Raw genomic sequence first — 26,820 nt, 5'->3', positions numbered from 1 at the left:
GAACAAAAACAACTTCTGGTTCGTTAAATTAGAAAACAGATTATAGAGCAGGGCGGGGTTAGGGTGAATTTGATTGAAGTATCCAATGTAGACAAAGCTTTTAATGATAAAAAAATTTTAAATAATGTGTCCTTCACTGTGAAAGAGGGAAGCATCAATGGGCTGCTAGGTCCAAATGGTGCAGGGAAGACTACGATGATCCGGCTGTTAAATGGGGTGATTCATCCTACAGGAGGAGAAATTAATGTCATGGGTTATGACCCTCAAAAAAATGGGGATGAAATTCGGAGACGAGCTGGTATTATAACCGAAAGTGCCGCGTTGTACCATGATATGACGGCATGGGAAAATCTCTCATTCTTTGCCAGGATTTATGGAGCCTATGATGTAAAACGGATTGATTATTTGCTGCAGCAATTCAATATGGTTCAGCATAAAGATGAATTGGTGGGTACCTTTTCGACGGGTATGAAAAAAAGAATCTCCCTTGCTAAGGCATTGCTGCACAAACCTAGGCTGCTATTTCTAGACGAACCAACAAATGGGCTGGATCCGGAAGGCATTAAGGAAGTTATCCAGTATCTGGGGCAAATAAATCAGGAAGAAAAAGTAACCATTTTAATTTGTTCACATGTACTGCATCAGCTTGAAACGATTTGTGATTCATTTTTGTTTTTATCAAAAGGAAGACTTATTGAAAAGGGCACAAGGTTGGAGCTTGAGGATAAGTATTTATCCCAGGTTTATGTTGTGATTGAAACCGGGCTTCAATTGGAGGGAAATACATTCATGGAATTTGCATTCCGGAGGATTGGCCCGAACAGGCTGGAATTCTGTTTGCCTTCGAAGGATGAGATTCCTGTCTTATTAACCCGCATACTTCAGGTTTCCTGGGTTCATTCATGTGAAATTACGAACCGAAGTCTAGAATCCCTGTATTTTAAAATTAAAGGAGACAGTAATGAGCAAACACATCATTAAAGCCATCGTTGAAAAAGATATTAGGGCCACATTTTCTTCTAAGAAAATATGGGTTCCCATGTTTATCCTGGTCATCCTACTCTGTATGATTGTACCGGCCATTATCGCCTACTGCGGATTATATACAGGGGTGTTCAATAACCCTGCTGAAGATATCGAAAAACCAATCAATTCAGTTATTCAATCCTTCCCGGATGAAGCTATGAGGGAGAAACTTGCAGCCTTGCCTACACTTGGATCCAAATTTGTTTATTACTTTATGAATTTTATGCTCATCCCGTTCTTTCTAATGGTGACCATCATTAATTCTATGGTTATTGCCTCAAACAGCTTTGCCGGAGAAAAGGAAAGGAACACACTGGAAACCTTGCTATTTGCACCTGTTTCCATAAAAGAACTTTTTGTCGCAAAGGTCATTGCTGCCTTTATCCCTACAATTGCACTTACTTTTGGGGCCTTTATCGTAAATATCCTTGTGCTTAATTTTATTTCTTATTCCATTATCAGAGAATTGCTGTTCTTAAATGTAACATGGCTTCTGCTGATGTTTTGGGTCATACCAGCTTTAGTCCTTTTTAACATTATCCTGAGTGTCCTTGTTTCAGCAAAGGTCAAATCATTCCAGGAAGCCCAGCAATTTGGGGGGATCATGGTTTTGCCGATTGTCGGAATCATTATTAGCCAGGCAAGCGGGCTGTTCTTCTTAAGTTCTCTTATCCTTTTTCTCATCGGCGTCGGTCTGCTGTTAGGGAATATTCTCCTCCTGAAATGGGTAACGGTATTTAATTCAAGAAACAATCTGTTTGAGAGCCAGATTCATTGAAAATTCGATTGTTTCATTTGCCAACCCTTCAACTATGCGATAGATTAAACGAATAGAAAAGTGCGTGGCTATTGCAAGAAGAGAAGGGTGGTTTGTTTACAATGCTTATTATGCTGCCATATATAAGGGTGATCCGAAGAATTCATAATAATTCCCAGCAAATCATTGAAACAGAAGAGTATCTAACTCTTTATGAAGATAAGGTAGTATCCGCAAATGACCACTTTAAAATGGAAGACATACTTGATATGTCATACAGGCCTTTTAATGACAGGAATGGCTTTCTTTACTTTCACACGATCAGAGGGCTGTATTCCTTCCATTTAAAGACTGATCCAAATGCTTTTATGACTATTTATAAAAAAATAAGGCTGACCAATTAACATCAGTTTTATTTTATTACTAATCAATAGGGGAAGGTAAACGTGAAAATTGGCTTGATACGGCATTTTGAAGTTACAAGGGGATATCCTGGGAAAATGGTGTCATCGGGAGAGCTAATGGCATGGCAGGATGAATACAATCAGTCCGATGTCATTGAAAAAGAAATTGATACCATGAATATTGAGTGGAAGCATTGTTATTCAAGCGATTTGAAAAGAGCAAGAACCACTGCGCAAAAGGCATTTCAGGGTAATATCATTTTTTTGGAAGAATTGAGGGAGATACCTCTTTCTCCATTCTTTAAGACACGCCTAAAGCTTCCCTTGGCTTTACATCTGCTTTTTATCCGGATGGCCTGGTTCTTTAATCATCGTTCTCAGCAAGTGACGAAGGCAGAGGTAATCAGGCAAATCAATAAAACACTTGATATGGTGATCAAACATGATGAGAACCTGCTTATTGTTGGCCACGGTGGTTTAATGATATTCATGAGCAATGAGTTATTGAAACGAGGTTTTTCCGGCCCGAAAATTAAAAAGGCAGAAAACGCTAAAATATATGTGTTCGAACAATAGTGACTGCGGTCTTGTCTGCTCCATCCTTTCATTCCCATCTATAATTTAATGAAAAACATTAAAAATAAGAGGGATATTCGAAAAAAGGAGGAGACTCAATTGCTCAAACGAAAATTTGGATGGATTGCTGCCGGCGTCCTGACAGTCAGTCTTGCAGCGTGCAATACTGGCGACAATGCAGATAATGCCATGGATAATCGCGGTCCTGGTGTATACGGAACAAATAACAATCAAGGCACCCGCAATAATAATGACGGGGATAACGGTATTGATAATAATGGACCGCTTACCGAGGACTACAACAAGGAAGAAGGAGACTTAAACCTGTTTGGAAACAATCGGGACAATGAAAATAATGCGCGGAAGAAAGGCGAAAGAGACAATAACACAGCGCAACATGACAATCGTAATGCCAGAACCAATGATAATAGGGATCGAGATCTGAACATATTTGACAACAACGGCAACAGGACGAATGATGAAGAGGATATGAATATTTCCAGTTACAGAACTTCACAGTCAAGTAAACAGTATCCGCATACAAGGGCAGTTTTGATCAGGGAAGCAAAATATCAGTTCCTGCCAGTAGGACCTAGAAACGGAATGTGGTTCCATGCTGGTGGTCCTATGGCTCCTGCTCCGCGTCAGGATCAGCAAGCAGCACCACCAAACCAAGGGGCAGCACCGGATCAGCAGGCAGCACCAAACCAGGGGGCAGGACCGGATCAGCAGGCAGCACCAAACCAGGGGGCCGCACCAGAACAAGCACTAGAACAGCAGCCGGCTCCAGAACAACAAGCACCTGCAAAACAGCAACCGGCTGCAGGAATCAGCAAGGAAGCTCAGCAAGTCATTGATTTAACGAATGAACAGAGAAGACAAAACGGTCTGCCGCCATTAAAAGCAGATGCCCAGCTGAGTGGGGTCGCTCAGAAAAAATCCGTTGATATGCAGCAAAAGGGGTATTTCTCGCATACAAGCCCGACATACGGCTCTCCTTTTGACATGATGCGTGATCATGGAGTCAACTACAGGTCGGCGGGTGAAAATATTGCCCAGGGACAGCGCACACCTCAGGAAGTCGTTCAATCATGGATGAACAGTCCTGGCCACCGTAAAAATATTTTAAGCCGTGATTTCACTCATATCGGTGTAGGGTATGAATCTCAAGGTAATCACTGGACACAGATGTTTATCGGAAAATAAAATAATGGATGCAGTGGCTGGCGTCTGACGTCAGCTATTGCTTTTTCAGACTCTTGAGGGTCTGATGAAAAGCAGACTATTCTTCGGGAGCATTTTTCCGCTCTAGGGCAACGGCAGAAAATTTCATTATTTCAGCATCCAGTTTACAGGACTGCCTGTTCCGTTGGCAGAAAAGGCTTTTTAAGCTTTAATTTGTCCCAGTTAACGGGAATAAGCCACCGTGTAATATAAGTGAATCCATTTCTTCAAAATTAATCTGATTTTTCTAACGTAAAACGGCCGTTCTCACAGCTGTACCGGAGACTTCCGTGATATTGGGGAGGGCAGGCACTAATGTATATGCCGTGTTCCATTCATCATGTGCAGGAGGCAATAAAAGACCTTCAGCCGGACTGAAGGTCTGTGTCATTTCCTGACAAGGAATTCATTAGTGTTTAAAAGATAGCCATTTTAATAGAGGATGCTTGTTCTTATCAATGATTTTCAAGTCATCCATTGACAGCCTGTGCTTATTTTCCGCGAGCCATCTGTTTAATTCTGCTTTGTCCTGACAATGGGTATAGTATGTTTCTCCACCTTTACCTAAAGCGTTAATAACATACCTGCAAGAAGACTTACTCATAATGCCCACCTTTTTATAAAGTTATTCAAGTAAATTCCTAACCCATTATAACAAGGATTATATAAATTGCTAGGGTTTTTTTTGTCGAAAATCCTTTTTTATTATTTCGAAAAAGTTCAAATTGACTGTGGATGATCCTGAGAGGCAAATTCAGCAGCCATTGCATTCATTTCAACTTGTTTTGTATTTTTGCAGCCTGGTATTACAGATGTGACAGCAGGGTGTTTCAGACACCAGGAGAGGGCCCATGAGGACATTGGGACGCCTTCTGGAACCTCAGAAGCAGCAATGGCCTCTACTTTGGTTAATACTCTATTGATTTGATCTTCATTAGTCTTTGAACGAACGTCATTATCACCGAAGAAAGCGCCTGGTTTATATTTGCCGCTTAGAAATCCGCTGGCTAGCGGGACTCTGGCAAGGACGCCTAAATTTTGTTCTTGTGCCGCAGGGAAAATTGATTTTTCAGGTGCAGTATCGATCCGGTTGTATACCACTTGTATGGCGCCGACCTTATAATCAGAAGCCTTTTCAGTTTGCCAGCTGTAGTCATTCGTACGGAGAGATACTCCGAGGTTCCTGATTTTACCTGCTCGAACCTGCTTATCCAGTAGCGTCCACAGGGCGTCATTATTGAATTCCTCGTCTGTGCAGGAATGTGCCTGGTAAAGGTCTATGTAATCTGTTTGTAGGGCTTTCAATGAGGCATCCAATTGATTGAGCACTTCATCAGGTCTCCAGTGCCTGGATCGTTCAAAATTTTCATGGAAATGGTGTCCGAATTTCGTAGCAATGATCCAGTCTTCACGTTTTCTTCGGCTGAGATAATCTCCAATAAAACGTTCTGATAAGTGGTCACCGTAACATTCAGCCGTATCGATCAGATTGACCCCAAACTCTTGAGCTAGATCCAGTATTCCATCAACTTCTTTCTGGGTAAATTCTTTTCCCCATTCTCCGCCGTATTGCCATGTTCCGATACCGACTACAGACACATTCAAATCAGTTTTTCCAAGCCTCCGATATTTCATGGATTCACCTCATTTTATTTTTCTTCCCCCTCTAGTCCTTCGTTGTTGTCTTAACAAAACAAACAGTGCAGGAACTGCTGGGAAGAAGGAATTTTTGTACATGGAAATTTTATCTTATACTTACATTGGTTGTCTATTAATCTTCTTGTTTGACACAGAAAGGTGGGTCCAAAGGTTTAGGAAGAAAAATTGAAATCTACCCAATTTATTAAAAAAAGTCCAATGTATTAATAAAACACTGAAATTTAAACAAAATTGTCTGAAATGTAAATTCAAAATTTTCAGTTTAAACTTACAATGGTTATTGTAAGTGCTTACAATTTAAATTCTGGGAGGGATTAATGGAACTATAAAACAATATTGTACATAAAGATTTAGGTTACATGCGTGCAAAAAAATTTTATCAGGAGTGTGAGAAATGGTCGGGAAAAAGAAAAAAATAGGAATAAGGCGATGCATCATTTCAGCATTGCTTGCATCTCTTTGTCTTCCACAATCAGCCGCTGTACTCGCAGATGCACCTCAGCAGCCGAAAACAGAAACAGCTATCAAAAGACAAATGGAAGATCTCGGTAGGGGAATGGTGGCAGTCAAAACGGATAATGGGGTTTTTGTCAGCTGGCGCCTGCTGGGAACTGAATCCGAAACAGTGGTTTTTAACCTTTACCGGGACGGAAAAAAGGTTAATAAGTCACCGATAGCAACGAGCACAAATTTTTTAGATCATGAAGGGACTTCTGAATCCCGATACTATGTGCGTGCAATTGTGGACGGAAAAGAACAGCCTCCATCTGAAAAAGCAACCGTATGGGGGCAGAATTTTCACGATGTTCCTCTTGAGAAGCCTGAAAATGGAGTAACCCCAACTGGACAAGCCTACAGCTATAGTGCGAATGACGCAAGTACAGGCGACTTAGATGGGGATGGAGAATACGAATTGGTTGTAAAATGGGATCCATCAAATGCACAGGACAACTCCAGGAGCGGATATACCGGCGAAGTTTATATCGATGCCTACGAATTGGATGGAACACTGAAGTGGCGCATCAGCCTTGGCAAGAACATCCGTGCAGGGGCCCATTACACGCAGTTCATGGTATATGATCTTGATGGTGATGGCCGGGCAGAAGTAGCCATGAAAACAGCGGACGGGACCAGGGACGGAAAAGGAAGCGTCATTGGTGATGAAACCGCGGATTATCGAAATTCAGGGGGATATATTTTAGAAGGCCCTGAATATTTGACGATTTTTGATGGGAAGTCGGGGAAAGAGCTAATCACAACCAATTATGACCCTCCTCGTGGAAAGGTTACAGATTGGGGCGATGGCTATGGAAACAGAGTTGACCGCTTTCTTGCCGGAATCGCCTACCTTGATGGGAAACAGCCGAGTCTGATCATGGCGAGAGGCTATTATACAAGGTCAGTTCTGGTTGCCTACAATTGGCGTGATGGAGAACTAAAAAAGGTTTGGACCTTCGATAGCAATAGCCCAGAAAATAAGGGATATGCCGGCCAAGGGAATCATAATCTCAGTGTCGCCGATGTCGATGAGGACGGCAAGGATGAAATCATTTACGGTGCTATGGCAGTAGATCATGACGGTAAAGGAATGTATACAACGGGGTTGGGACATGGAGATGCCATGCATCTAAGTGATTTGGACCCATCTCGTCCTGGACTTGAGGTTTTCCAGGTTCATGAAGACAAGAATGCGGCATACGGAATGGAATTCAGGGATGCCGATTCGGGTGAAACTCTGTGGGGAATTAAATTAGGGATTGATGTTGGAAGAGGCATGGCAGCAGATATCGACCCTAGGTATCCAGGAGCAGAGGTCTGGGCAGCAGATCCGCCGGGCAACAGAGGGAACATCTATGGTCTGTATACAAACAAAGGCGAAAAAATCAGTGACCAAGTTCCGTTATCTCCAAACTTTGGGATATGGTGGGATGGGGATTTGCAGCGCGAACTGCTTGACCATAAATGGAACAGTGCCACCGAAACAGGTGTAGGAACGATTGATAAATGGAATTACAAGAACAGCAATACAGAGAATCTGTTAACAGCAAATGGCACCTTCTCAAATAATCACACAAAAGGGACTCCTAGCCTGCAGGCAGACTTACTAGGGGACTGGCGTGAGGAAGTGGTCTGGCGTACGGAAGACAGCAGCGCGCTCAGGATCTATACAACAACAGACCCTACAGAGCACCGCATCCATACACTGATGCATGATCCAGTTTACCGACTGGGAATTGCCTGGCAGAACGTTGCCTACAATCAGCCGCCTCATACAAGCTTTTTCCTGGGATCTGGAATGGAGACTCCAGAACAGCCAAATATCTACCCTGCAAAACAAGGAAAAAGTGAAGTAATCCGATAATAGAAAAGATGGGACCGTCCATGGACGGTCCCATCTCACTTTTCAACAAGATAATTCGGCAATAAACCTGGTACTCTTTATCTTTATATATATTTAATCCACATCTTTTTCTTCTTCCTCTACAAAACCGTCAAAGCCTTGTCTTTCTAGCTCTTCGGCCACAATTCGGGCCAGTTCAGTGCCACCTTTGCGGTTTAAATGCAGAGTATCCGGCATATAATGCTGAATGGTTGCTTCCTGGCCAATGGAGGTGAAATAAGCCGAACTTAATAGATTAAGGTCCACCAAAGGAACATTCTCTTCCTTAGCAACTGCAATAATGGAATGACGGTACCATCTGTTCACAGAAGTATGTATTCCTTCTTCGTTGAAGTCCATTGCTTTGCCTTGTGGTGTTGATAAGATTACGGTGGCTCCCTTAGCTTCTACTTGATGAACCATATCTCTCATTATTTCCTTAAATTGTTCCTCTGTTGTATTATTCTTCGCGGCAGTGTCATTTATTCCAAATTGCAGGATGAAGTAATCACCAGGTTTAATATATTTCAAGATTGCTTCAAGCTGGCCGTCATCCCTGAAGCCTCTGGCAAACTGGCCGCCGGTAGCCATATTCCTCACCTGAAATTCTTCAGTATCCACAAATTCCGGAAGGAGCTGGCCCCAGCCTGTCTGGACACTTGAGTCAAGAGGATAATAGTTGCAGACGGTTGAGTCGCCGCCGATGTAAATCGTTCTATTGGTTTCAGGATGACGGGATAGTTTATTGATTTCCAGTGCACTTAATGTAAAATTAGTCCCAACTTTCCCTTCTGTAACGAGCAAGTTTAATTGTCCGTCGGTTACGGGAATTTGAAAAGTATCTGTGGCACCGTTGCCTGTCATATTCATAACCTGATAGACTCCCTCAGCCGCGATGCTGGCTCTGGCTGTATTTCCCAGCGTCACTTTTACTTCATAAAGTCCCTCTGGAAGATCCACATTAAAAGTATTATCACTCTTCGTGCCAAATTTCAAAAATTGGACGGCGTCACTCGCTTCCCCTTCACCTGAAGCGGGAACATCAGCCATGTTTTCTGGAGTATTGAAACCATAACGTGTTTTCTTATTGTATTTGTCCCCTGCGCTGACTCCAATATATCCCTGTTCAACATCACCATTCCCAAAATCAAATTTGTAATTACTAGGTTCAGCATGTGCAGGGCTGCCAGCTAGTCCAGTCATTAGCACCATAACAAACAACAGCACGCCTATTGCTTTTGATAAGATCTTTTTTTTCATCTTTTTCCTCCTTAACGAATTGTCCTCCAAAGTATTCAGCTCCATATGCCCCAAAGAGTAATTTTGGATGGAGCTTCTTTCTTTGAATAGTGTGGATCCCCACCATTTTTTGTAAGCACTTACATAACTATTCTAACCATTGACAGAAAATTAAGAATTAGACAAAACAGACTTCCTTGTTCAAAAAACAGTGATTTTATGCTTTGTCTATGAATTGCGGCCAGGGAATTGAATAGGAAGGGGAGTTCTGCCTAATTTTACAGACACTATTCAATATATCTTTAATCAGGAAAAGGCCGACAATCAAAAAGATTGCCGGCGAGGTTTCTATCCAACTTGTTCTGTATCATTCTTACTCTTCTTTTGAAGGAGCTGAACGATTTCTTTTTTATGCTTTCTTGAGGAAAGAATGTAGAGAAAGTCACCGCCCTTGATGATGGTAGTAGCAGTGGGAGGGATTAGCTGATCGTCCCGGATAATAGCATTGACAAGCGAGCCAGTTGGAAATGGAATGTCCAGAAGAGTCATTCCAACAATCTCGGCATCGTCTTCCATTCTATATTCAATCATCTCCGCATCAGCCTTTCCAAGAGAAACCAATTCAAGAGAATGAGTAGGTTCTGACACTTTTGGACCGGTTAAATTTAATTTTTCTGCCAGCCAGGTTATTGAGGAACCTTGAACCAAACAGCTCGTGAGCACTACGAAAAAGACAATATTGAACATCTGGTGGCTTCCCTGAATATTTGCCAGAAGCGGGAAAGTAGCAAGAACAATTGGAACAGCTCCTTTAAGTCCTGCCCAAGAAATGAATACCAGTTCTTTTATGTTGTAATTCATCTTGAAAGTGGAAGTGAAAACTGCCAGCGGCCTTGCGACTAACATTAAGATAAAGGACATCAGCAGTCCTTTTATAATAATATCGAAAGCAAAAAGTTCTGAAGGAAATGCCAATAAACCGAGAATCACAAACATGGTGATTTGCATCATCCATGCAAATCCTTCAGAAAAACGGAAGATAGAGTGGCGGTAAGCGATGTCTGCGTTGCCGATGATTATAGCAGAGATATATACAGCGAGCAGGCCGCTACCGTTCAAGAATGCGGTCATGCCGTAGGTGAGCAGGGCAAAGGCTGTAGCGAATACTGGATATAGTCCGCTTGAATCAAGATTAATCGAGTTCAATCCCCATACTGCCAGCTTGCCGAAAATCAGGCCCAGGATTACACCAACTACCATTTGAACAAAGAAAGACCCAATTAACGAAAAGATACTGGCATCTGGAAGGGTGATCAGCTCAATCATTGCAACTGTGAGAAACACAGCCATAGGATCATTGGAACCAGACTCTGCCTCAAGTGTTGCACCTATTTTTGGTTTTATATTTTGACCTTTTAAAACTGCAAAAACGGCAGCAGCATCAGTTGAACCGACAATGGCCCCAAACAGGACGGCTTCAAGCCAGCCAAAGCCCAGAATGAGTTTAGCTGCGATTGCAACAATTCCCGAGGTGATTAACACACCACTTGTTGCAAGAGATAAAGAAGGGAGAATGACTGGACGGAGAGTGGACCATTTTGTTTGCAATCCGCCTTCAAACAGGATAATAACGAGGGCAAAGACTCCAATCATTTGTGCAAGATGTGCATTGTCAAAATAAACAAAACTCCCCATCAGCATTCCAACAATCATAAAGAGTATTAATGAAGGCAAGCCTATGCGCGAGGAAAATTTCGTGGTCAGTACACCAACGATAAAAAGGATACCCGATAGCAGTACCAGGCTATCCGTTGTAAAAATTTCTTCAATCAATTTTATCGCCCCCCTGTTATAAATGATATTTGCTTATTAAGTATCTAATGTAACTAAAATTAATTATATCATATATTTATGTAACATTGAAGCGGAATGCATTTTTTCTATAAAACCCGTTGTCAGGTATCCAGGCAGTTTGCCAGAGAATGTCGATTAACTGGGAATCTATATGAGGAGCGATCCTTTGGAATTAGTCAATTGATGCTGGTAAGAAGGTGCTCTCATGACGGCACAGAAGTAGGCGTCTTAGCTTCGTTGGTTGAATAGCAGCTCTGATCAATGGAAATTAACAGGATAGCTTGTTCTTTTTGCGCGTTGTCACTGGCTGGACACTGGTTTTTTAATAAACAAGAAGAATCGATGCATAAAAAAATACAAACGATGCAATAATGTCCAAAATCAATCGATAACTTACAACAATCTATCTATAAATGGGAAGGGCCTGTTCGTTCAAGAACAAATCATTGAAAAATAGTGAGTTTTATTACAAAAATCTATATGTATTAAAGAAAAACAATCTTTAATGCTGACCAGAGGAACAAAGAGTCTGAAATCCCTTCGTTTTTGCATGTTGGAGGATAGGGTTTTAATAATAATGTTGGTCAAAATTGCTGCACTGCTCTCGACGAATAGAACATCAACAAGAGGATAGAAACAAAAGTAGCTGAGTCCTTAGAGGAAAAAGTCTTCATAAAGTCAATGAAAACCAAACGCGTTGAAATTAGATAAAAAAGACACATCAACAAGCGAATGAAAACTAAGTTCGTTTTAACCACGATTGTGAAAAAGAGATCATAAAACCAATAAGGCCAATTACTAAGAATAAGCTCAGGAAATGAATCGAGTCAGGCATACTGTGCAATAACCAGTTTGACCCCACAGCATGACTGTTAATCTTCGGAAAGAAGAAAGGGAGAAAGGCATATGAATTTGATTTTCATTAATCAAGTTAAATTCATGCTGTAATATCGTATGAGTACCCAAAAATGAGCCTTTCCTGAACTCGAAGACTCAGCACTAATAATTTTGTCTTTAGCTGAAAGCATCGCGATTTTGTCTTTCATGCAGGAAGATTGGAGGACTGTTATCCCCCAACCTACCCTTTGTTTCCTTTCCCAAGGCTTAATATAGCAGTGACATCACCCGTTTCATTCTTGCTTAATACTACTGTGAAAGTTCCGGGCTCGTCTCCGCGAAAACTCTGTCTGCTGAGAGCTTTTCCTAAAGATTCGCTCTTATACTCAAAGAGTTCCTGGTCTGAATTTTGCTTATCAGTGTATTTTCTCATTTCGATAGAATCTTTGGGTATACGTTCCTGGATATACTTACGAATCTCCTCGTCAGACATTTCTCCTTTTGGGTAGGATCCAAATTGATATTGAATATTGACTGCACGATGCATTTCATAGGTCACTAACATGAAATTCCCCTGATACTTCGCGATTTCCTCATCACCGTTATTCTTTCCATAGGCTCTGTCGAAATGCTCCCGTATATCTCCTAATCCTACTTCATTATTTAGAAGTTCAGCTTCTTTTGCTTCATTTTGAGTATGGTACCTGACTTCTTCCCTTGAGGGATTGGTTACATCCTCCTGGATTTTGATCTTTTCTTCATCGGCATTACAGGCGGTCAATGCAAACATCATTGCTGCACTGATAGGGAGAAACGGCCGTAATTTCATTTTTTATCCTCCTTATCTAGATTTGTTACTATTACCATTCCCAAAATCCCTATAAACCATGAATGCCTTGAAAAGAGGCCGTCTCGCTTAGTGGAAGCGAAGAAGTTACATGAGAGCGCTTTAAAATGGGGATTCAACCCAACAATTTTTTGCTTTGTTCGACATTTAATAGAGGGAAGAGACTATAGTTAGGGGATGCGTGAAAGTGGCAAAAAGGAATCGTGGGAAAACGTTGTACCATTTACCTTCGAAAGGACGGGGAGTTTGTCCTTTATGTGGGAGGAAAAGGATTAAATTATTATATTCCTATAAAACCGAAGATAAGGAGGTACTGAAGGTTTGTAAAAATTGCCGGGAAAAGTGAAGCGACATAAAAGGAATCATTAGTGAATAATAGAAGCTTAGGATTGTAAAAGACAGAAGGGACTCATTGAAAATAGATAACTGTTAAAGACAAATGCAGGGCCTTATTAAACGGTCCTGCATCTTATTTTAATAAAAGAGTAACTTGAACATTAGCGTTTCCTGGCTATCTTGAACCCATTCTCGATTTTTTCAAAACCAATTCGAGGGTAATATTCCATCGCTATCGGGGAAGCCAAAAGTATTAAAGCTACTTCATCCCCAAGTTCGTTTTGAAGGATTTGGACAAGGTTTCTGCCAATCCCAGACTTTTGATAATCCTTGTTAACAGCCAGGTCTGATAAATAACAGCAATAACTGTAGTCGGTTATCGCCCTGGCAATCCCAATCAGCTTTTCATTGTCCCACGCTGTGGAAATAAGATCAGAGTGCTGTATCATTTTTTCAAGACGATCCAGGTCATCAGAAGGCCTCTTGATTCCAGAGGACTTAAATAAATCAGCCAGTTCTCTTGGGCTCACTGCCGCATTCAGTTTATAGGTTACATGCGTTGATTGTTCCATAAATTTCCTCCTTTAGTAAAATAAAATAATCTTACCATAGAGAATGAGGATTGATAATATTTTTTATAAAAAATTAAAGGAATTTTGTGATTTTAGGAGAATGTTATTTATCAGCGCTAATACATAGTTTTGCAGAATAATATAGGAAGCGGGGGATTATGATGCTCAAGGTGGCAGGGAAAGCTTTCCTGGCGGGAGCCTTCACCATTACAGCTTTTTTCAGTGCGGGCCATGCTGAGGCTGCGCCCAAAAAATTTGCCGGGGATCTGGCGTATCAGCATATTGTAGAATTGACAGAAGAAATTGGTCCGCGCGTAGCTGGGTCAGACAATGAAAAGAAGGCAAGGGAGTACATAAAGAAGGAATTAAGTAACATTGATGTAACAACTGAAATCCAACCATTTAACTACACGAGAAGAGGAGCAGAAAAAAACTCGGCCAACATCATTGGGGTGAAGGATTCCCCAAAAACAGAAAAGCAGATTATTGTTGGTGCTCATTATGATTCAGTAAGTACAGGAAAAGGGGCAGATGACAATGCTTCGAGTGTTGGAGTGATTCTCGAGACGGCAAAAGCTCTTGAAAAACGAAGTCTTCCTTACGATATAAAATTTATATTCTTTGGAGCAGAGGAAGAGGGGTTACAGGGATCAACTTTTTATGCAAAAAATATGTCGAAGCAGGAAGTTGACCAAACAATTGGCATGATTAATTTAGACAGTTTGCTTGCAGGTGATCAGATTTATGTATATGGCGGTTCAGGGGAAGCTGGGTGGATTCGTGATCTTGCCTTGGATATTGCCGAAAAGAGGAAAATCCCTCTTCAGACAAATCCTGGGTTAAACCCTGAATTTCCGGCAGGAACTACAGGGGACTGGAGTGACCATGCCCCATTTGAAAATCTCGGTATCACCATTGCCTACCTGGAAGCAACTAATTGGGAGATTGGCGCCATGGATGGCTACGATCAAACCGTAAAGCATGGCGGAATCTGGCATACTCAAAATGATAATCTTGATTTTCTGGAAAGAGAATTTCCAGGAAGGACAAAAGAGCATCTCAATCAATTCACCAATATCCTGACCGAACTCCTGACTGAGATTAAAAAAGAAGCAAAATAATTATTATTAAAAAAACCTTGTCATGTGACAAGGTTTTTCTTTACCACCACAAAGCTGGTTTGGCTACCATAAACCAAAGCATCAATGCCAGCAGCACGAGGTATTTCCATAAAGCATAGTGAAGCTTGGACGCGAGTGCAGGTTTATCCTGGTTCCCCTCCAGGAACTGGCGAAGAAGCGGGGAAAATGCCCTTGCTAAAAAAAATAATGATCCAAACATGATGACAAGAGTCATGACAATCCATGGCGTCACCCAAGTCCATGGTCCAGTCACTACCAGAAGGATGCCGGATCCAACTAAAACATGCCCAGCATGTTTCGTTAGAGTGACAACAAATCTGAAGGTTTCCAGATAGGATTCCAAAAGCTGCCCTTCCGCCTCAGGCAGTTTTTTTATCAGCGGGAAAAGGATGAAAAAGGGCCCGATGGAAGCGATGACGCTAAGTACATGAATATAAATGAGTGCTTGATACAAGAAGTCCATTAACGAGGCAGTTAGTCTTGCACAGGACTGAACTCATGTACCCAAACTCTCATTTGCGGGAGCCATGGCATTCCAGGGTGGTAGGAGAGAATGGATTGTTTATACTCCTCAACATTGCTAAAGCCCTCCTGAACGGCGTGTTCATCTGTTAATTCGCCAAGGGACTGGGAATAGACCCGGTCTACAATAAATCTTTTCCCTTTAAGCTCCATAATTTCTCCAACGTCTGCATATCGGCCATTTCTGCGGGTAGCGGTCTTCTTGCCGTCGATTACTTTTTGCACATCTGAAGGCATGGTGACAAGCCTGTCAATCGTACACGTTTTTGGCGGCAGTTCATTATGTTTTTCCTGATTGGTCATAAATAAAGTCCCCTTATTCATAGATTCTTTCTTAATGTACCATATATGATAAAAAAGGGTAAGCAAGCAATTGTCCCGTTTTTTGAGGCACTTGTGAAAGGATAACGGCTTCGCCGGGAAGAATAATAATACAATATAAAATAAATGTTAAATGGAGAGATAATAATGGGATTTCTTGATGGACTTATGGGCAATGTCAGTCAGGTAGATGTACAGGAAGTGGAAAAAGAACTGGAAGTGATTGTTACAGAGGGGGAAAAGGTAGAAAAAGCGTACAAATTAATTAGGGATATGATCGTTTTTACAAATAGACGGCTAATACTAATTGATAAACAGGGGATGACAGGCAAAAAGGTGGAATATCATTCTATTCCTTACCGAAGCATTACTCATTTCAGTGTAGAAACAGCGGGAACCTTTGATCTGGATGCCGAACTGAAAATCTGGATTTCAAGCATGCAGCAGCCGATTCAAAAGCAATTCAAGAAAGACAAAAGTATTTATGATGTTCAAAAAGCACTTGCTCTATATGTAGCAAAATAACATAGGTAGAGAAGGCATAAGAGGCCATACCATTTAATGGACAGGCCTCTCTAATTTCTGTTCTTATATATAATTGCTTTTTTTGACAGAAGCGAAAATTTTCAGCATCATCTTTGGACTAAAAAGGGTGATTGGATGTGCCTTTAAGTGAAGCACGTGTATAAATTGCCCATATACCTCAGTGTTACGAGAACAGGCTTTTACAACCTTTTTTACATACCATTGAAGGAAGGGCAATCCAAAAGGTTTTTTTCCTGAAGTCGTTTTGAAACGAAAATCTTCTGACAGTGCAATCAGCCATGGAATATCGGTTATCCTGCTGAACCGTCTATGAATCTTTTTAGATAGATGCTTCGGGTTCCCTGGATTTCCCTCCCGTTTACTCAGTTCTTTCTTCAAGGCAAGGGCCTCCAGCGCGGCGATGCTCATTCCCTGGGCAAACACTGGATTAATCCGTGAAAAGGCATCCCCAATCACAATCAGGCCATCAGGAAAGTGCTTCATATTCTCGTAATGATATCTTGAGAGTGACGGGAATCGGTAGAAACTGACAGGCGTCACAGGATCCGCATCTTTGATTGTTTCAAATATGCCCTGATCATCAAGTTGTTTCGTATAATTGATAAATTGTTCATCATTAAAAGGAGGGTGTTTGACACCGTATCCCAACAGGGTGACCATCCACTCATTATTTTCAATCTTTGAAATAGCCCCGCCGAGATTCTGGATGGGAGGATTGGGATAAATGAGCAGACTGCCGCCATTTTTGGGTGATAAAGAGCAGTATTTTCTGCTTGAATAAAATAGGTCAACCTTTACTTCTGTTTTAGGAGGAACTCCAAGGCCCAGTTCCTTCAACCATCTTGGAGTGGCTGAACCAGCTCCGGAAGCATCTACGACAATGTCAGCAAAAAGGTCAGATATGTTCCCGTTCTTTGTAGTAAGTGTTACTCCAATCGCCCGATTTTCCTTCACTACCACCCCTTTTACCTTGGTTTCATACTGGAAGAAGATATTAGGAATTAGTTCCAGCCTTCGCTGGATGTGCTCCTCAAGAAATGGGCGGCTTTGCTGTATGATTGAAACACCAGATTTGAACTGGACTTTCCAGCTTCCGTGATGGTACCACGATAACTCGCTTGCAAAATCGGAGGGAACCGCACCGTCAGCTATGAGTTCATCCACGATGCCGGGGAAAAGCTCCTCCAAGGCTTCTTCTCCGCTTTTTAAGAGGGCATGGCCATGAAATCCCTGCGGGACACTTGTCCGCGGAAGCCTTTGCTCACATTTCGGGTCCTTTTCAACAATAATTACTTCCTCAGCAAAATCCGAGAGTACTCTCGCAGCCAATTTACCTGCTATGCTGCCTCCTATGATGATGGCCTTATTTTTTGTTACCGTTTTAGACAATGATCGAGCCCTCGCTTTTATTTATGTAGGTAGAATATATTAGTCTATTATATAGTAAAATATACCTGGTTGTTTAGTCCTGAGTTTCTTAAGTTTTTAAACTGGATAAATAACCAGGGACGTTTGCGATATTAGCAGAAGAAAGAATCCTGGTGATTATAAATAAAGGTTCCATCATTTAAATGGTGCAGGAGAGAATTTATTTAATCAGGTTTTGAATATTTCTGCCCAATTGTAAATAAAGGTTTCCGTATATTCAGTGCAGCAGATCCTTCCTGCAGTCAATATATAAGGAACCATCTTGCTGAATTTCAGCATAAAACACATCTGATACTTTCTTAATGCCTGATAGCTGGAATTGCTCACAAAGCCATTGTTCATCGAGCTTTAGTTTTGCTAAGTTCTCCCTGTTGATAATTCCGTCAGAAACGATTTCTGCTGAGACGGGATTAAAAGCTTTCCGGACCAAGGGGGGAATCTTTCCGTTTACAAATGGGTTCGCCTCTTTTTTCATCACAGAAAGTTTCCCGTCTACTTCAAAGATGGCATATTCAACATCCTGAAGAGAGAAGATATCTTTTTCGCGAAGCATGGTTCTTAGAGCATCGATATCTAATTGAGTCTTGCGGAGGGCATTTTCCAGGATTTTCCCATGTTTGATCACAATAACGGGGTCGCCTTCAATGAGATGGCGCAAGGGTTTAAATTTTATATCAATCACGCCCATTAATACAGTAAAACAGGACCAGCCTGCTAATGCGAGAATTCCGTTTTGAAGGCTTAATGCTGGGTCTATGACCAATGCACCGCCCAATGTACCAATGGTCATGGCGGAAATAAAGTTGAACAGCGTCATTTGGCTGATTTCTTTTTTTCCCATGATCCTCGTTAGAACTAATAAAGCCCCAAAAGATAAAACCAAACGTATCAACAGCTCAGACCATTCCACAAATATCCCACCTTTTTTCTTATTATTCCTAAAAAAGGAGAAATTATCGCTGGACCATTTTTATCATCCCTCTCTAAATATTAGAGAAGGATTTCCATGTTTTCCCTCGAATGTGTAAGGGAGAACAGGTGAAGAAGGGGAGATGTAACATGCAGTTTGATTTAAGTACTTTATTTCTGGTCGATAAGAAGGAGGGTTTTTCTCCGGCTATGAGTCATTTGGTGTCCATGATGAATTATACCAGGGACACAACATTAAGATCCGTTCAGGATGTAACATTTGAAGAACTGGATTTTCTAATGCATGACGAGGCCAATTCGATTGGAATGCTCCTTGGCCATATGGCTGCGGTCGAAAAGGTTTACCAAATACTCACGTTTGAAAATCGTGAACCCACAATGGAAGAAATCGAGGAGCTCTCCCCGGGCTTGGATTTAGGGAAGAAAGGAAGGGAGTTTTTCATCGGAAAATCCCTTGAATCTTATATCGAAGAACTGGAGGAGATACGTGGAGTCACGTATCAAAAGTTTCGTAGTCTTCCTGAGCAATGGTTATTTGAAAAGACCCCTTTCTGGATGGATCAGCAGGGAAACAATTATTTTAAATGGTTCCACGTCTTCGAGGATGAAATCAACCATCGTGGACAAATACGCCTGATCAAAAAATATTGCAGGGTTACACAGCTGCAAAAATAATTTGTTGTTAAATGATAGGAAGCTAAATCCTGGCTCTAAAACAAAAAGCACTCTATTCCGAGTGCTTCTACATAGGGTCCTCATTCTCGTTCTCGACTAGTCCGTCAATCGAAACCAAACGCCTTTCATCATGTGTACCCCTTGCCGAAATCATGGCCATACTGGAGGTTTCCTCAATGTTTTCAATCCAGACCGGAACACCGTGATAATGGACGGGGATTTCTTTATCGGAGGAAAGTATTTCTTTTACACGCATAAGATCCATCTTTTTCACCTCTCGCTTACTGTTCCCAAAGTAAAGGGGCAATATGACAGGCAAAAGTTCAATTCCATTAAGGTGTCCAATTCTTTATTTATTGTTTCCTTATTGAACAAGCAACCCGGGAGTCTGGAACAGGAATCCATGTCAGATTGAAAAAGGCCTTCCTTTGCTGAGCCCTGGCAATAAAAGGTATATTTTTGATAGTACAGTAATTAATATGCTTCCGTAATGAAAGCGCTATAATCTTGTGATCCCTTCTAAATAAAGAGTAACTAAATGCTGTGAGTACGACCTTCTGTTCTATAAGAGGGATGAAACGGCAGAAATGAAGTCCAATTTCTTTTAATGAATGCCAAAACATTTTTGAACATAAAGACATCGTGTTTTGTGATGGAAGCAAGCGTTAAATCATATGTACAAGAGGGAGGAATCACTATGATGAAAAATAAAAGGGCAGCATCATTGCTGCTAGCAATTTTAGTATTGTTCTCTTCTGCGTTTACTTTTTATAAACCTGTTTCAGCAATAAGCCCAAATGAAGGCGGAGAAGCAGAAATGAAAAATAATGATTATATCCTATATTTTGTAAACGCTGGAGACACGACTCCAGAAAGCGTAGAAGGCAATGATAAAATGGGCCTATATGCAAGCAAAACGGAGCAGGTGTATGGCGCGGATCCCATAACCGGGAAAAAATGGGGTCTTGTGACCACTACCAGCAGTACAAGTGTGCGGGATGCCGGTAATAAATTCGGTTCGCTAAGATATTATAATGGTCCCCAGACCCGCGACAAGGCATTATATTATAAATTTGAATTGCCGGATGGGGAATATGATCTTACTTTAGGCTTCAAGAATCCGTGGAGCGGACGGAGTGTCAATATTATCTCAGAAGGTAAAAACATTTCCAACGGCGATTATGACATTGGAAGCTATAATATGGAAAAAGAGGTAACCTATCAACAGATATCTGTCACTGACGGTGAGCTGGATCTCAAAATTCAAGGACCAGCGACCGCGGGGTTATCAAACCACAATGATCCTTTAGTCAATTATATGATCATCAGGAAATACGTTGTGATTCAGCTCGATGATTTAAAAGCAAAGATTTCGAAGGCAATGGCAGAGGCGGATAAGACGGATACCTATACAAAGTACAGTTTAGCACCTTTAAATAAAGCGATAGAACAAGCAAAAGGGCTAATACAAAAAATTGAAGAGGGCCAGCTCGATGTCGGCACAAAAGCTGTCCAGGAGGATATCAGGGCTTCGATGAAACAGCTGGAAACGGCGCTTGGCGGACTGGCACTTGATATTCCGAATGAATCCTTTAAACCAGGACAAGAATGGCGGGATACAAATGGTGCTGTGATTCAGGCTCACGGCGCGGGCATCATGTTTGACGAAAAAACGGAGACGTATTACTGGTACGGTGAAGATAAAACCAACGGCTACCTTCCCGCAACCGGGGTTCATGCCTACTCATCGAAAGACTTGTACAACTGGAAAGACGAAGGAGTTGTCATGAAGGCAATTGAGAAACGTGAAGATATGGAAACCAATCCATATTTTATCGAGCTGTATAAAAATCGATCTGCCGAAGAAAAAGATGTAATTTTCAGTGATATCAATACAGCACGCGGCATTCTGGAAAGGCCGAAAGTCATCTACAACGAAAAGACTGGCAAGTATGTACTATGGCTGCATGTAGACGGGCCATATAATGGTTCTGATGCCAACTATGCAAAAGCAAAATCTGGAGTCGCTATCAGCGATTCACCGACAGGTCCTTTTGAATATTTAGAAAGCAACCGCCTGAACAAAATGCCGGAAGGGGAACAAGTCTGGGGGCCAAATACAGGGATGGCAAGGGATATGACTTTGTTTAAGGATGAAGATGGAACAGCCTACATCATCTACTCCAGTGAAGAAAATTATTCCTTGTATATTTCCAAATTGAATGAGGATTACACTGCAATAGCTGGTGACCAGTATGGGAAGGATTTTATCAGGGCTATACCGGGCCAGCATCGAGAAGCACCTGCAATGTTCAAATACGATGGCAAATATTATATGATCACCTCGGGTGCTACGGGATGGGATCCAAATCCCGCCAGATATTCGGTGGCCGATTCGGTGATGGGAGAATGGAAGACGATGGGAGACCCGTCGGTCGGGACAGGTTCTGAAACGACTTTCCGCTCACAAAGTACGTATGTGATTCCGGTTGATGCAAAAAAAGGAAAGTTCATATATATGGGTGATAGATGGAATAAGGATGACCTAACCAACTCAAGATATGTGTGGCTGCCAATCGAATTTGGCCAGGAGGATGAAATCATCCTTAAATGGTATGATGAGTGGAAGCTGGATTTATTGGACCGGATGGGCAGAGTGACCGTAAACACCGAACTGCCAAAAAAAGTCGCGGTCGATGAGATACCTGAACTCCCCAATGTTGTCAATGTGACAAACACGGAAGGCAAACAAATGGACACCCCAGTAAAGTGGAAAGTGAATTCTGAGGATTTTGCCAAACCTGGATCTGCAGTAGTTGAAGGGACTCTGCCGGAGCTGGCCAACAAGGTGATCAGAACTGAAATCATTGTCATCCCAGATCATGTAAGATACTTTGTCCATGCGGGCGGTGCAGAGACAAGAGACTACAAGACATGGTCCTCCTATATGCAGAAAACCCTATTAAATAAAGAAATCGTTGACCAGCAGTATGAGCCGGAGAAAGGCCAGACCTGGGGATATGTTGGAGACCGTACAAGACCAGCAGGAACAGAGGACGAGGATCTTTTCTCATCATTGAGATATTTATTAGCTAATTCAGGCGACGATCTCTCCTATAAATTTAATCTTAAAGACGGGAAATACACGGTATATACTGGATTGCATGATCGCTGGTATACATCAACAAAAGGAAGCCGAAAAGCTGATATTCTGATAAATGGAGAACCAAAAACAAAGGGATACGTATTTACTAATTCATATGATGTCCTTGGCTATAAAAATATTGAGGTAAAGGATGGAAAGCTCGATGTGACTGTCCGGAGGGTTGCCGGTTCCCCTGATCCTCAAATCAGCTGGATTATGATCGTGGAGGAAGATACAACAGCACCAGTTGTAACCTTCCATGGCAATAAGGGTGCATATTCAGTAGATGAGCAGATTTCCATCTCCTGCAGTGCGACCGATGATTTATCAGGAATCGCAGAAATTGATTGTCCAAAGATTGAAGGAAGGGCGTACGAGTTTGAAATTGGAGTCAATAAATTTAAGGCTGCGGCTACAGACCGAGCCGGCCATACAACGGTGGAGGAAGTTGAATTCACTGTCACTGTTGATTTTAAAAGTCTTTCAACATTAACTCAATCCCTTGTCAGCAATGCAAGTGTAGCAGAATCTCTTTCGGTAAAACTTCAAGGTGCTGAGGATTCAGCCTCCAAAGGAAATAAAGAAGCTATGGAAGGGAAATTGAATGCATACATCAATCAGCTTAGGGCTCAAAGTGGAAAAACTGTGACCGAAGAGAATGCAGCTTTGTTAATCTCCCTGACTGATAAGTTGTAAAATACCCGCCATGAATATTAAACTCTGTCTTCCGCACTCGGGGATGGCAGAGTTTTTTTTTATGCTTGAATAGCCAAGTAATTTCTAAAGAAAGGGTATCTTTTTTGATAGACTTTAGGGGGATGAACTTCTTTGTGAGCGGGAGGGGAATCGGGGAATACGGATGATATTGATGCTCTCAGACGTGCTGAAAACTGCGGTACCGTTGCGAAGAAGCATATTCCTTTTACCATGATCTTCGCTGTTCCTTCCTCTGATAATTGTAAGGAATTATTTCCACTTTTTTATCTGTGTTACGGGCCTCTCTATAAGGCAGCGAATAAACTTAGCCTTTCAATTAAGTAGACTATGCATCAGCTGTGGCGGTCCTTTTATTTCTGTGCGTCTTCTCCCAAAACATTCCGCAATGGATTGGATATAAGAATTGGGTCAGTAAGAGCAGGGAAAATAGATGGCAAAGAAGAACTATATCAGTATGGGGATATATAAACCGATTTTTTGATTTACATCGGTCAGATTGTTAGATTCAGCTGGCGCTGCGATTACATAAAGTGATTTAATTTTACTCCCTCCTATTTACTTGCTGTTCTGCAATCCTTCCTTTGGACAATATGTTCCTTATTGGCCAGATGCAAGTTATTAAAGGGGTTGCTCCTTCTGGAGTTAGAGGAAAACCCTAATACTTTTGAAATGAATTAAAGGAGGACAGGGCGTGCAAAAAGAAGGAATTAAAAGTGTAATTACTCCTCGGACACTATTATTGTTCAAAGATAAAGCGGAAATAAAGGACTGGCGCAGGAAGATCATTGAGAACCCTGTTTACGAACCGATCCTTAATGAAGTTAAGGAAGAAGGAAATAGACTGATAAAAGAAAGTGACCCCGAACTTTCCTTTACACTTTTTCGAATCTTTGGCGAAACAGGTTCCCGGCTGGAATATGAAAAGGTTTACTTTCAAAGAAGGCGCAGGCTAAACACTTTTGCCATTATGCTCTTGCTTGAGCCTCATAATGATGTTTGCCGGGAGGCGCTGGAAAACACGATTTGGTCCATTTGCAACGAATATACATGGTGTTTGCCGGCACATCTCATGAATGGTCCAGAGACGAAACTTTCAACCAATAATTGCTTAATAAATCAATCTGTCCAGGAATTTACAATCGATTTATTTGCAGCTGAAACGGCGTTTTCTTTAAGCGAGATTATGAAGCTGTTAGAGAGTGACCTTAACCCCCAAATATGTAAGCGCATTTATGAAGAGGTCAATCGCAGGATTTTTCACCCTTTTATAAAACAGGAACCCTTTCCATGGGAGACGGCAACACACAACTGGGCAGCTGTATGCGGGGGGGCAATAGGAGCCGCTGCAATGTATCTGGTTAATGATGATGACACCCTGGCAATGATCCTTAATAAAGTTCTCCGGACAATGGATTTCTATCTTGATGGCTTTAGGGAGGACGGGATATGCCTTGAAGGTTACGGATATTGGCAGTATGGTTTTGGATACTATGTTTATTTTGCCGATCTGTTAAAAACAAAAAGTGCCGGTGTCCTGGATTTATTCCAGACTTCAAAAGTGAGGGAAATTGCCTTTTTTGAACAGAAAAGCTTCCTTTTTGGGAACCAAGTTGTTAACTTTTCGGATGCAGTTCCGACTGCTGAAGTTTTCCTGGGACTAAGCCATTACTTAAGCAGGGTTTACCCGGATTTTGAAGTGCCTGAAAAATCCCTGGGGGCCAGCTATACTGCGGACCATTGCAGCAGGTGGGCACCGGCTATCAGGAATTTGATCTGGTTTGATGAAGCTAAGGAAGGAAAGGAGTGGAAGCCAGCTACGTTCTTTTCCGAGGATTCACAGTGGTTTATCTCCAGACACCGATCGGAGCAAGGCCAGTTTTCATTTGCAGCAAAAGGAGGGCATAACGACGAGCCGCATAACCACAATGATATCGGCCACTTCATCCTTCAAGGAAATGGCCGGGTATTTTTAAAGGATTTGGGCAGCGGATTATATAATAATGATTATTTTGGGGATCGCAGGTATTCCTTTTTATGCAACGGTTCTCAGGGACACTCTGTTCCATTGATCAATGGACTGACCCAAAGGGAAGGGGGAGGCTGCAGGGCTTCCATTAAAAATGCTGCCGAGGAAGGGAAAGTCGAAGTGTTTGAGATTGACATTGCCAAAGCCTACGAATTGGAGGAACTGCAAACTCTGATCCGTAAATTTACCTGGACAAAGAAAAGTCTGCCAACACTTGTACTGGAAGACTATTATTCTTTTAAAAAAGGCCCATCCTCTATTGTCGAACGGCTGATTACTCCAATTCTTACAGTTTTAGAGGTTGAAGAGGGCATCATCCTCGAGGGGAAGGAAAGGCTGAGGATCCTGTTTGATCGGAATCAACTGATTTTTGAGGCCCAGAGGCTATCCTTCATGAATCATTTTGGCGAGAACGAAGAATTGATGGCGCTTGATTTTCAAGTGAGGAATCCTGGAAAGGAAATTTGGACGAAATTCGTTTTTGAATTTATTTGAAAGGGTGAAGAGCATGACCAACCAGCAGCAATGGGCAGAAAACGCATGGAATCAAGTAACGCATAAAGTAGGGAGAACTAGTAAAAAAATTGGATCAAACTTTCCGCATGCAAGCGAAAACGGTGAGTACCAGCTTGCTGAACCGCATTGGTGGACTGCCGGTTTTTGGCCAGGGTTATTATGGCTAACTTATAGGGATACCAAGGACAATGATTTGAAGGAATTGGCTGCAGCATGCGAAGAAAAGCTCGATGCTGTCCAGAAAGACTATTATCGATTGGATCATGATATGGGTTTTATGTGGACCCTAACGAGTGTTGCCCGATATAAGCTTCTAGGAGAAGAAGATTCTAAACGAAGGGCGCTTCTGGCAGCCAACCTTCTAATGGGCCGCTTCAATGTAAATGGAAACTTCATTCGTGCCTGGAATCCCTGGACCGAAGGGGAAGATAATCGAGGCATCGCCATTATTGATTGTTTAATGAATCTGCCCCTCCTTTTCTGGGCCACAGAAGAGACTGGCGATCCAAGATTCAAAGGGGTAGCGGAAAGGCATGCCCGGACAGTCCTTCAGCATTTTATCCGGAGTGATGGAGCTGTTCATCATATTATCAGGTTTGACCCTGAATCGGGAGACTTCGTTGAAGCGGTTGGCGGCCAGGGATATGCGCCTGAATCTGCCTGGTCCCGCGGGGCTGCGTGGGCCATTTACGGCCTTGCTTTGTGTTATCACTATACTGGAGATAACAACTATAAAGAAACTGCTAAGCGAGTGGCACACTTTTTCATCTCCCACCTGCCCGAGGACTATGTTCCCCATTGGGATTTCCGTCTGCCTGCGGGGGTCGATGCCCCAAGAGACTCATCAGCTGGGGCGGTTGCGGCGTGCGGACTGCTTCTGCTTGCTGACCAGTCAGCAGCTGAGGAGGCTACTGTTTACCGTAAAGCGGGTGAAAGGATTCTGCGTTCACTCTTTGAAAATTACGGAGATTGGGAGAATCAAGAAGAGGAAGGGCTGATCCTCCATGGTACCAGCCATTTTCCGGAAGGGCGATATACGGATAACCCCCTCATATACGGAGATTACTTCTTTGTTGAAGGACTTGCGAGATTAAAAGGCTATACCCAGCTTTTCTGGTAGAGGACAGGAATACTTATCTGT

At 42.0% G+C, this 26,820-nt stretch carries 23 protein-coding genes; 12 read left to right on the top strand and 11 right to left on the bottom strand.

All coding sequences use genetic code 11. The features are described from left to right. Window positions 1–63: 63 nt before the first annotated feature. From EV146_RS03445 to EV146_RS27755, 5 genes are all read left to right on the top strand, one after another. Window positions 64–981, top strand: coding sequence for an ABC transporter ATP-binding protein (locus EV146_RS03445; protein WP_158286986.1), 918 nt, complete (start codon window positions 64–66; stop codon window positions 979–981). Beyond that, complete coding sequence (locus EV146_RS03440; RefSeq protein WP_132001895.1) at window positions 962–1,804, top strand: ABC transporter permease subunit; 843 nt, start codon at window positions 962–964, stop codon at window positions 1,802–1,804. Before EV146_RS03445 ends, EV146_RS03440 begins: the two co-directional genes overlap by 20 nt. A gap of 101 nt (window positions 1,805–1,905) precedes the next feature. Then, entirely contained in the window at window positions 1,906–2,187 is a 282-nt protein-coding gene (locus EV146_RS03435) for a hypothetical protein (RefSeq protein ID WP_132001892.1), read from the top strand. A gap of 42 nt (window positions 2,188–2,229) precedes the next feature. Beyond that, window positions 2,230–2,763: a histidine phosphatase family protein gene (locus EV146_RS03430; protein ID WP_132001889.1), complete on the top strand. Its 534-nt coding sequence runs from the start codon at window positions 2,230–2,232 to the stop codon at window positions 2,761–2,763. 99 nt (window positions 2,764–2,862) lie between these two features. Continuing rightward, window positions 2,863–3,969, top strand: a complete 1,107-nt coding sequence (locus EV146_RS27755) for a CAP domain-containing protein (protein WP_241993792.1) — start codon at window positions 2,863–2,865, stop codon at window positions 3,967–3,969. Between the two features lie 427 nt (window positions 3,970–4,396). Here the strand turns inward: EV146_RS27755 and EV146_RS03420 are convergent, their stop codons facing one another. After that, window positions 4,397–4,591, bottom strand: coding sequence for a hypothetical protein (locus tag EV146_RS03420; protein WP_121613208.1), 195 nt, complete (start codon window positions 4,589–4,591; stop codon window positions 4,397–4,399). 116 nt (window positions 4,592–4,707) lie between these two features. After that, window positions 4,708–5,622 (bottom strand): aldo/keto reductase, encoded by a 915-nt coding sequence (locus EV146_RS03415; RefSeq protein WP_132001886.1) that lies wholly within the window; start codon window positions 5,620–5,622, stop codon window positions 4,708–4,710. A gap of 559 nt (window positions 5,623–6,181) precedes the next feature. Between EV146_RS03415 and EV146_RS03410 the strand changes: the two genes are divergently transcribed. After that, window positions 6,182–8,008: a rhamnogalacturonan lyase gene (locus tag EV146_RS03410; RefSeq protein WP_132002597.1), complete on the top strand. Its 1,827-nt coding sequence runs from the start codon at window positions 6,182–6,184 to the stop codon at window positions 8,006–8,008. Window positions 8,009–8,101: 93 nt separating this feature from the next. Here the strand turns inward: EV146_RS03410 and EV146_RS03405 are convergent, their stop codons facing one another. The 4 genes from EV146_RS03405 to EV146_RS03390 form a co-directional block, all read right to left on the bottom strand. Then, window positions 8,102–9,286: a rhamnogalacturonan acetylesterase gene (locus tag EV146_RS03405; protein ID WP_132001883.1), complete on the bottom strand. Its 1,185-nt coding sequence runs from the start codon at window positions 9,284–9,286 to the stop codon at window positions 8,102–8,104. A 327-nt stretch (window positions 9,287–9,613) separates the two neighbouring features. Beyond that, window positions 9,614–11,098 (bottom strand): potassium/proton antiporter, encoded by a 1,485-nt coding sequence (locus EV146_RS03400; RefSeq protein ID WP_132001880.1) that lies wholly within the window; start codon window positions 11,096–11,098, stop codon window positions 9,614–9,616. A gap of 1,099 nt (window positions 11,099–12,197) precedes the next feature. Continuing rightward, on the bottom strand, window positions 12,198–12,785 hold the full coding sequence (locus EV146_RS03395) for a hypothetical protein (protein ID WP_132001877.1): 588 nt from the start codon (window positions 12,783–12,785) through the stop codon (window positions 12,198–12,200). A 515-nt stretch (window positions 12,786–13,300) separates the two neighbouring features. Then, a complete protein-coding gene (locus tag EV146_RS03390) occupies window positions 13,301–13,711 on the bottom strand; it encodes a GNAT family N-acetyltransferase (RefSeq protein WP_132001874.1) in 411 nt (136 codons plus the stop codon). A gap of 158 nt (window positions 13,712–13,869) precedes the next feature. On the opposite strand from EV146_RS03390, the gene EV146_RS03385 reads away from it, so the two are divergent. Next, a complete protein-coding gene (locus EV146_RS03385; protein ID WP_132001871.1) occupies window positions 13,870–14,832 on the top strand; it encodes a M20/M25/M40 family metallo-hydrolase in 963 nt (320 codons plus the stop codon). A 40-nt stretch (window positions 14,833–14,872) separates the two neighbouring features. Here the strand turns inward: EV146_RS03385 and EV146_RS03380 are convergent, their stop codons facing one another. Beyond that, entirely contained in the window at window positions 14,873–15,316 is a 444-nt protein-coding gene (locus tag EV146_RS03380) for a hypothetical protein (RefSeq protein ID WP_132001868.1), read from the bottom strand. Window positions 15,317–15,327: 11 nt separating this feature from the next. Further along, window positions 15,328–15,678, bottom strand: coding sequence for an ASCH domain-containing protein (locus tag EV146_RS03375; RefSeq protein WP_132001865.1), 351 nt, complete (start codon window positions 15,676–15,678; stop codon window positions 15,328–15,330). Between the two features lie 165 nt (window positions 15,679–15,843). Between EV146_RS03375 and EV146_RS03370 the strand changes: the two genes are divergently transcribed. Further along, entirely contained in the window at window positions 15,844–16,221 is a 378-nt protein-coding gene (locus EV146_RS03370) for a PH domain-containing protein (RefSeq protein WP_132001862.1), read from the top strand. Window positions 16,222–16,284: 63 nt separating this feature from the next. Here the strand turns inward: EV146_RS03370 and EV146_RS03365 are convergent, their stop codons facing one another. Both EV146_RS03365 and EV146_RS03360 read right to left on the bottom strand, forming a co-directional pair. After that, window positions 16,285–17,631 carry an FAD-dependent oxidoreductase gene (locus EV146_RS03365; RefSeq protein WP_132001859.1) on the bottom strand — a complete coding sequence of 449 codons (1,347 nt, stop codon included), beginning with the start codon at window positions 17,629–17,631 and terminating at the stop codon, window positions 16,285–16,287. A 256-nt stretch (window positions 17,632–17,887) separates the two neighbouring features. Then, complete coding sequence (locus EV146_RS03360) at window positions 17,888–18,580, bottom strand: DUF421 domain-containing protein (RefSeq protein WP_132001856.1); 693 nt, start codon at window positions 18,578–18,580, stop codon at window positions 17,888–17,890. Window positions 18,581–18,729: 149 nt separating this feature from the next. Here EV146_RS03360 and EV146_RS03355 point away from each other — a divergent pair, with 149 nt between their 5' ends. After that, window positions 18,730–19,275 carry a DinB family protein gene (locus EV146_RS03355; protein WP_241993791.1) on the top strand — a complete coding sequence of 182 codons (546 nt, stop codon included), beginning with the start codon at window positions 18,730–18,732 and terminating at the stop codon, window positions 19,273–19,275. A 67-nt stretch (window positions 19,276–19,342) separates the two neighbouring features. On the opposite strand, the gene EV146_RS03350 is transcribed toward EV146_RS03355, so the two are convergent. Next, window positions 19,343–19,540, bottom strand: coding sequence for an H-type small acid-soluble spore protein (locus EV146_RS03350; RefSeq protein WP_132001853.1), 198 nt, complete (start codon window positions 19,538–19,540; stop codon window positions 19,343–19,345). Between the two features lie 432 nt (window positions 19,541–19,972). Here EV146_RS03350 and EV146_RS03345 point away from each other — a divergent pair, with 432 nt between their 5' ends. The 3 genes from EV146_RS03345 (at window position 19,973) to EV146_RS03335 (ending at window position 26,799) form a co-directional block, all read left to right on the top strand. Then, window positions 19,973–23,116 carry a family 43 glycosylhydrolase gene (locus tag EV146_RS03345; protein ID WP_158286984.1) on the top strand — a complete coding sequence of 1,048 codons (3,144 nt, stop codon included), beginning with the start codon at window positions 19,973–19,975 and terminating at the stop codon, window positions 23,114–23,116. A gap of 712 nt (window positions 23,117–23,828) precedes the next feature. After that, entirely contained in the window at window positions 23,829–25,658 is a 1,830-nt protein-coding gene (locus tag EV146_RS03340) for a heparinase II/III family protein (RefSeq protein WP_132001847.1), read from the top strand. 13 nt (window positions 25,659–25,671) lie between these two features. Continuing rightward, the gene (locus EV146_RS03335) at window positions 25,672–26,799 is read left to right on the top strand and encodes a glycoside hydrolase family 88 protein (RefSeq protein WP_132001844.1); all 1,128 of its coding nucleotides are present in this window, start codon (window positions 25,672–25,674) and stop codon (window positions 26,797–26,799) included. Window positions 26,800–26,820: the final 21 nt, after the last annotated feature.

This window comes from Mesobacillus foraminis, from assembly GCF_004340465.1.
Lineage (GTDB): Bacteria > Bacillota > Bacilli > Bacillales > Cytobacillaceae > Mesobacillus_B > Mesobacillus_B foraminis.
Note: the sequence above shows the minus strand (reverse complement) of the source record. Positions and strands in the feature narration are given on the sequence as shown.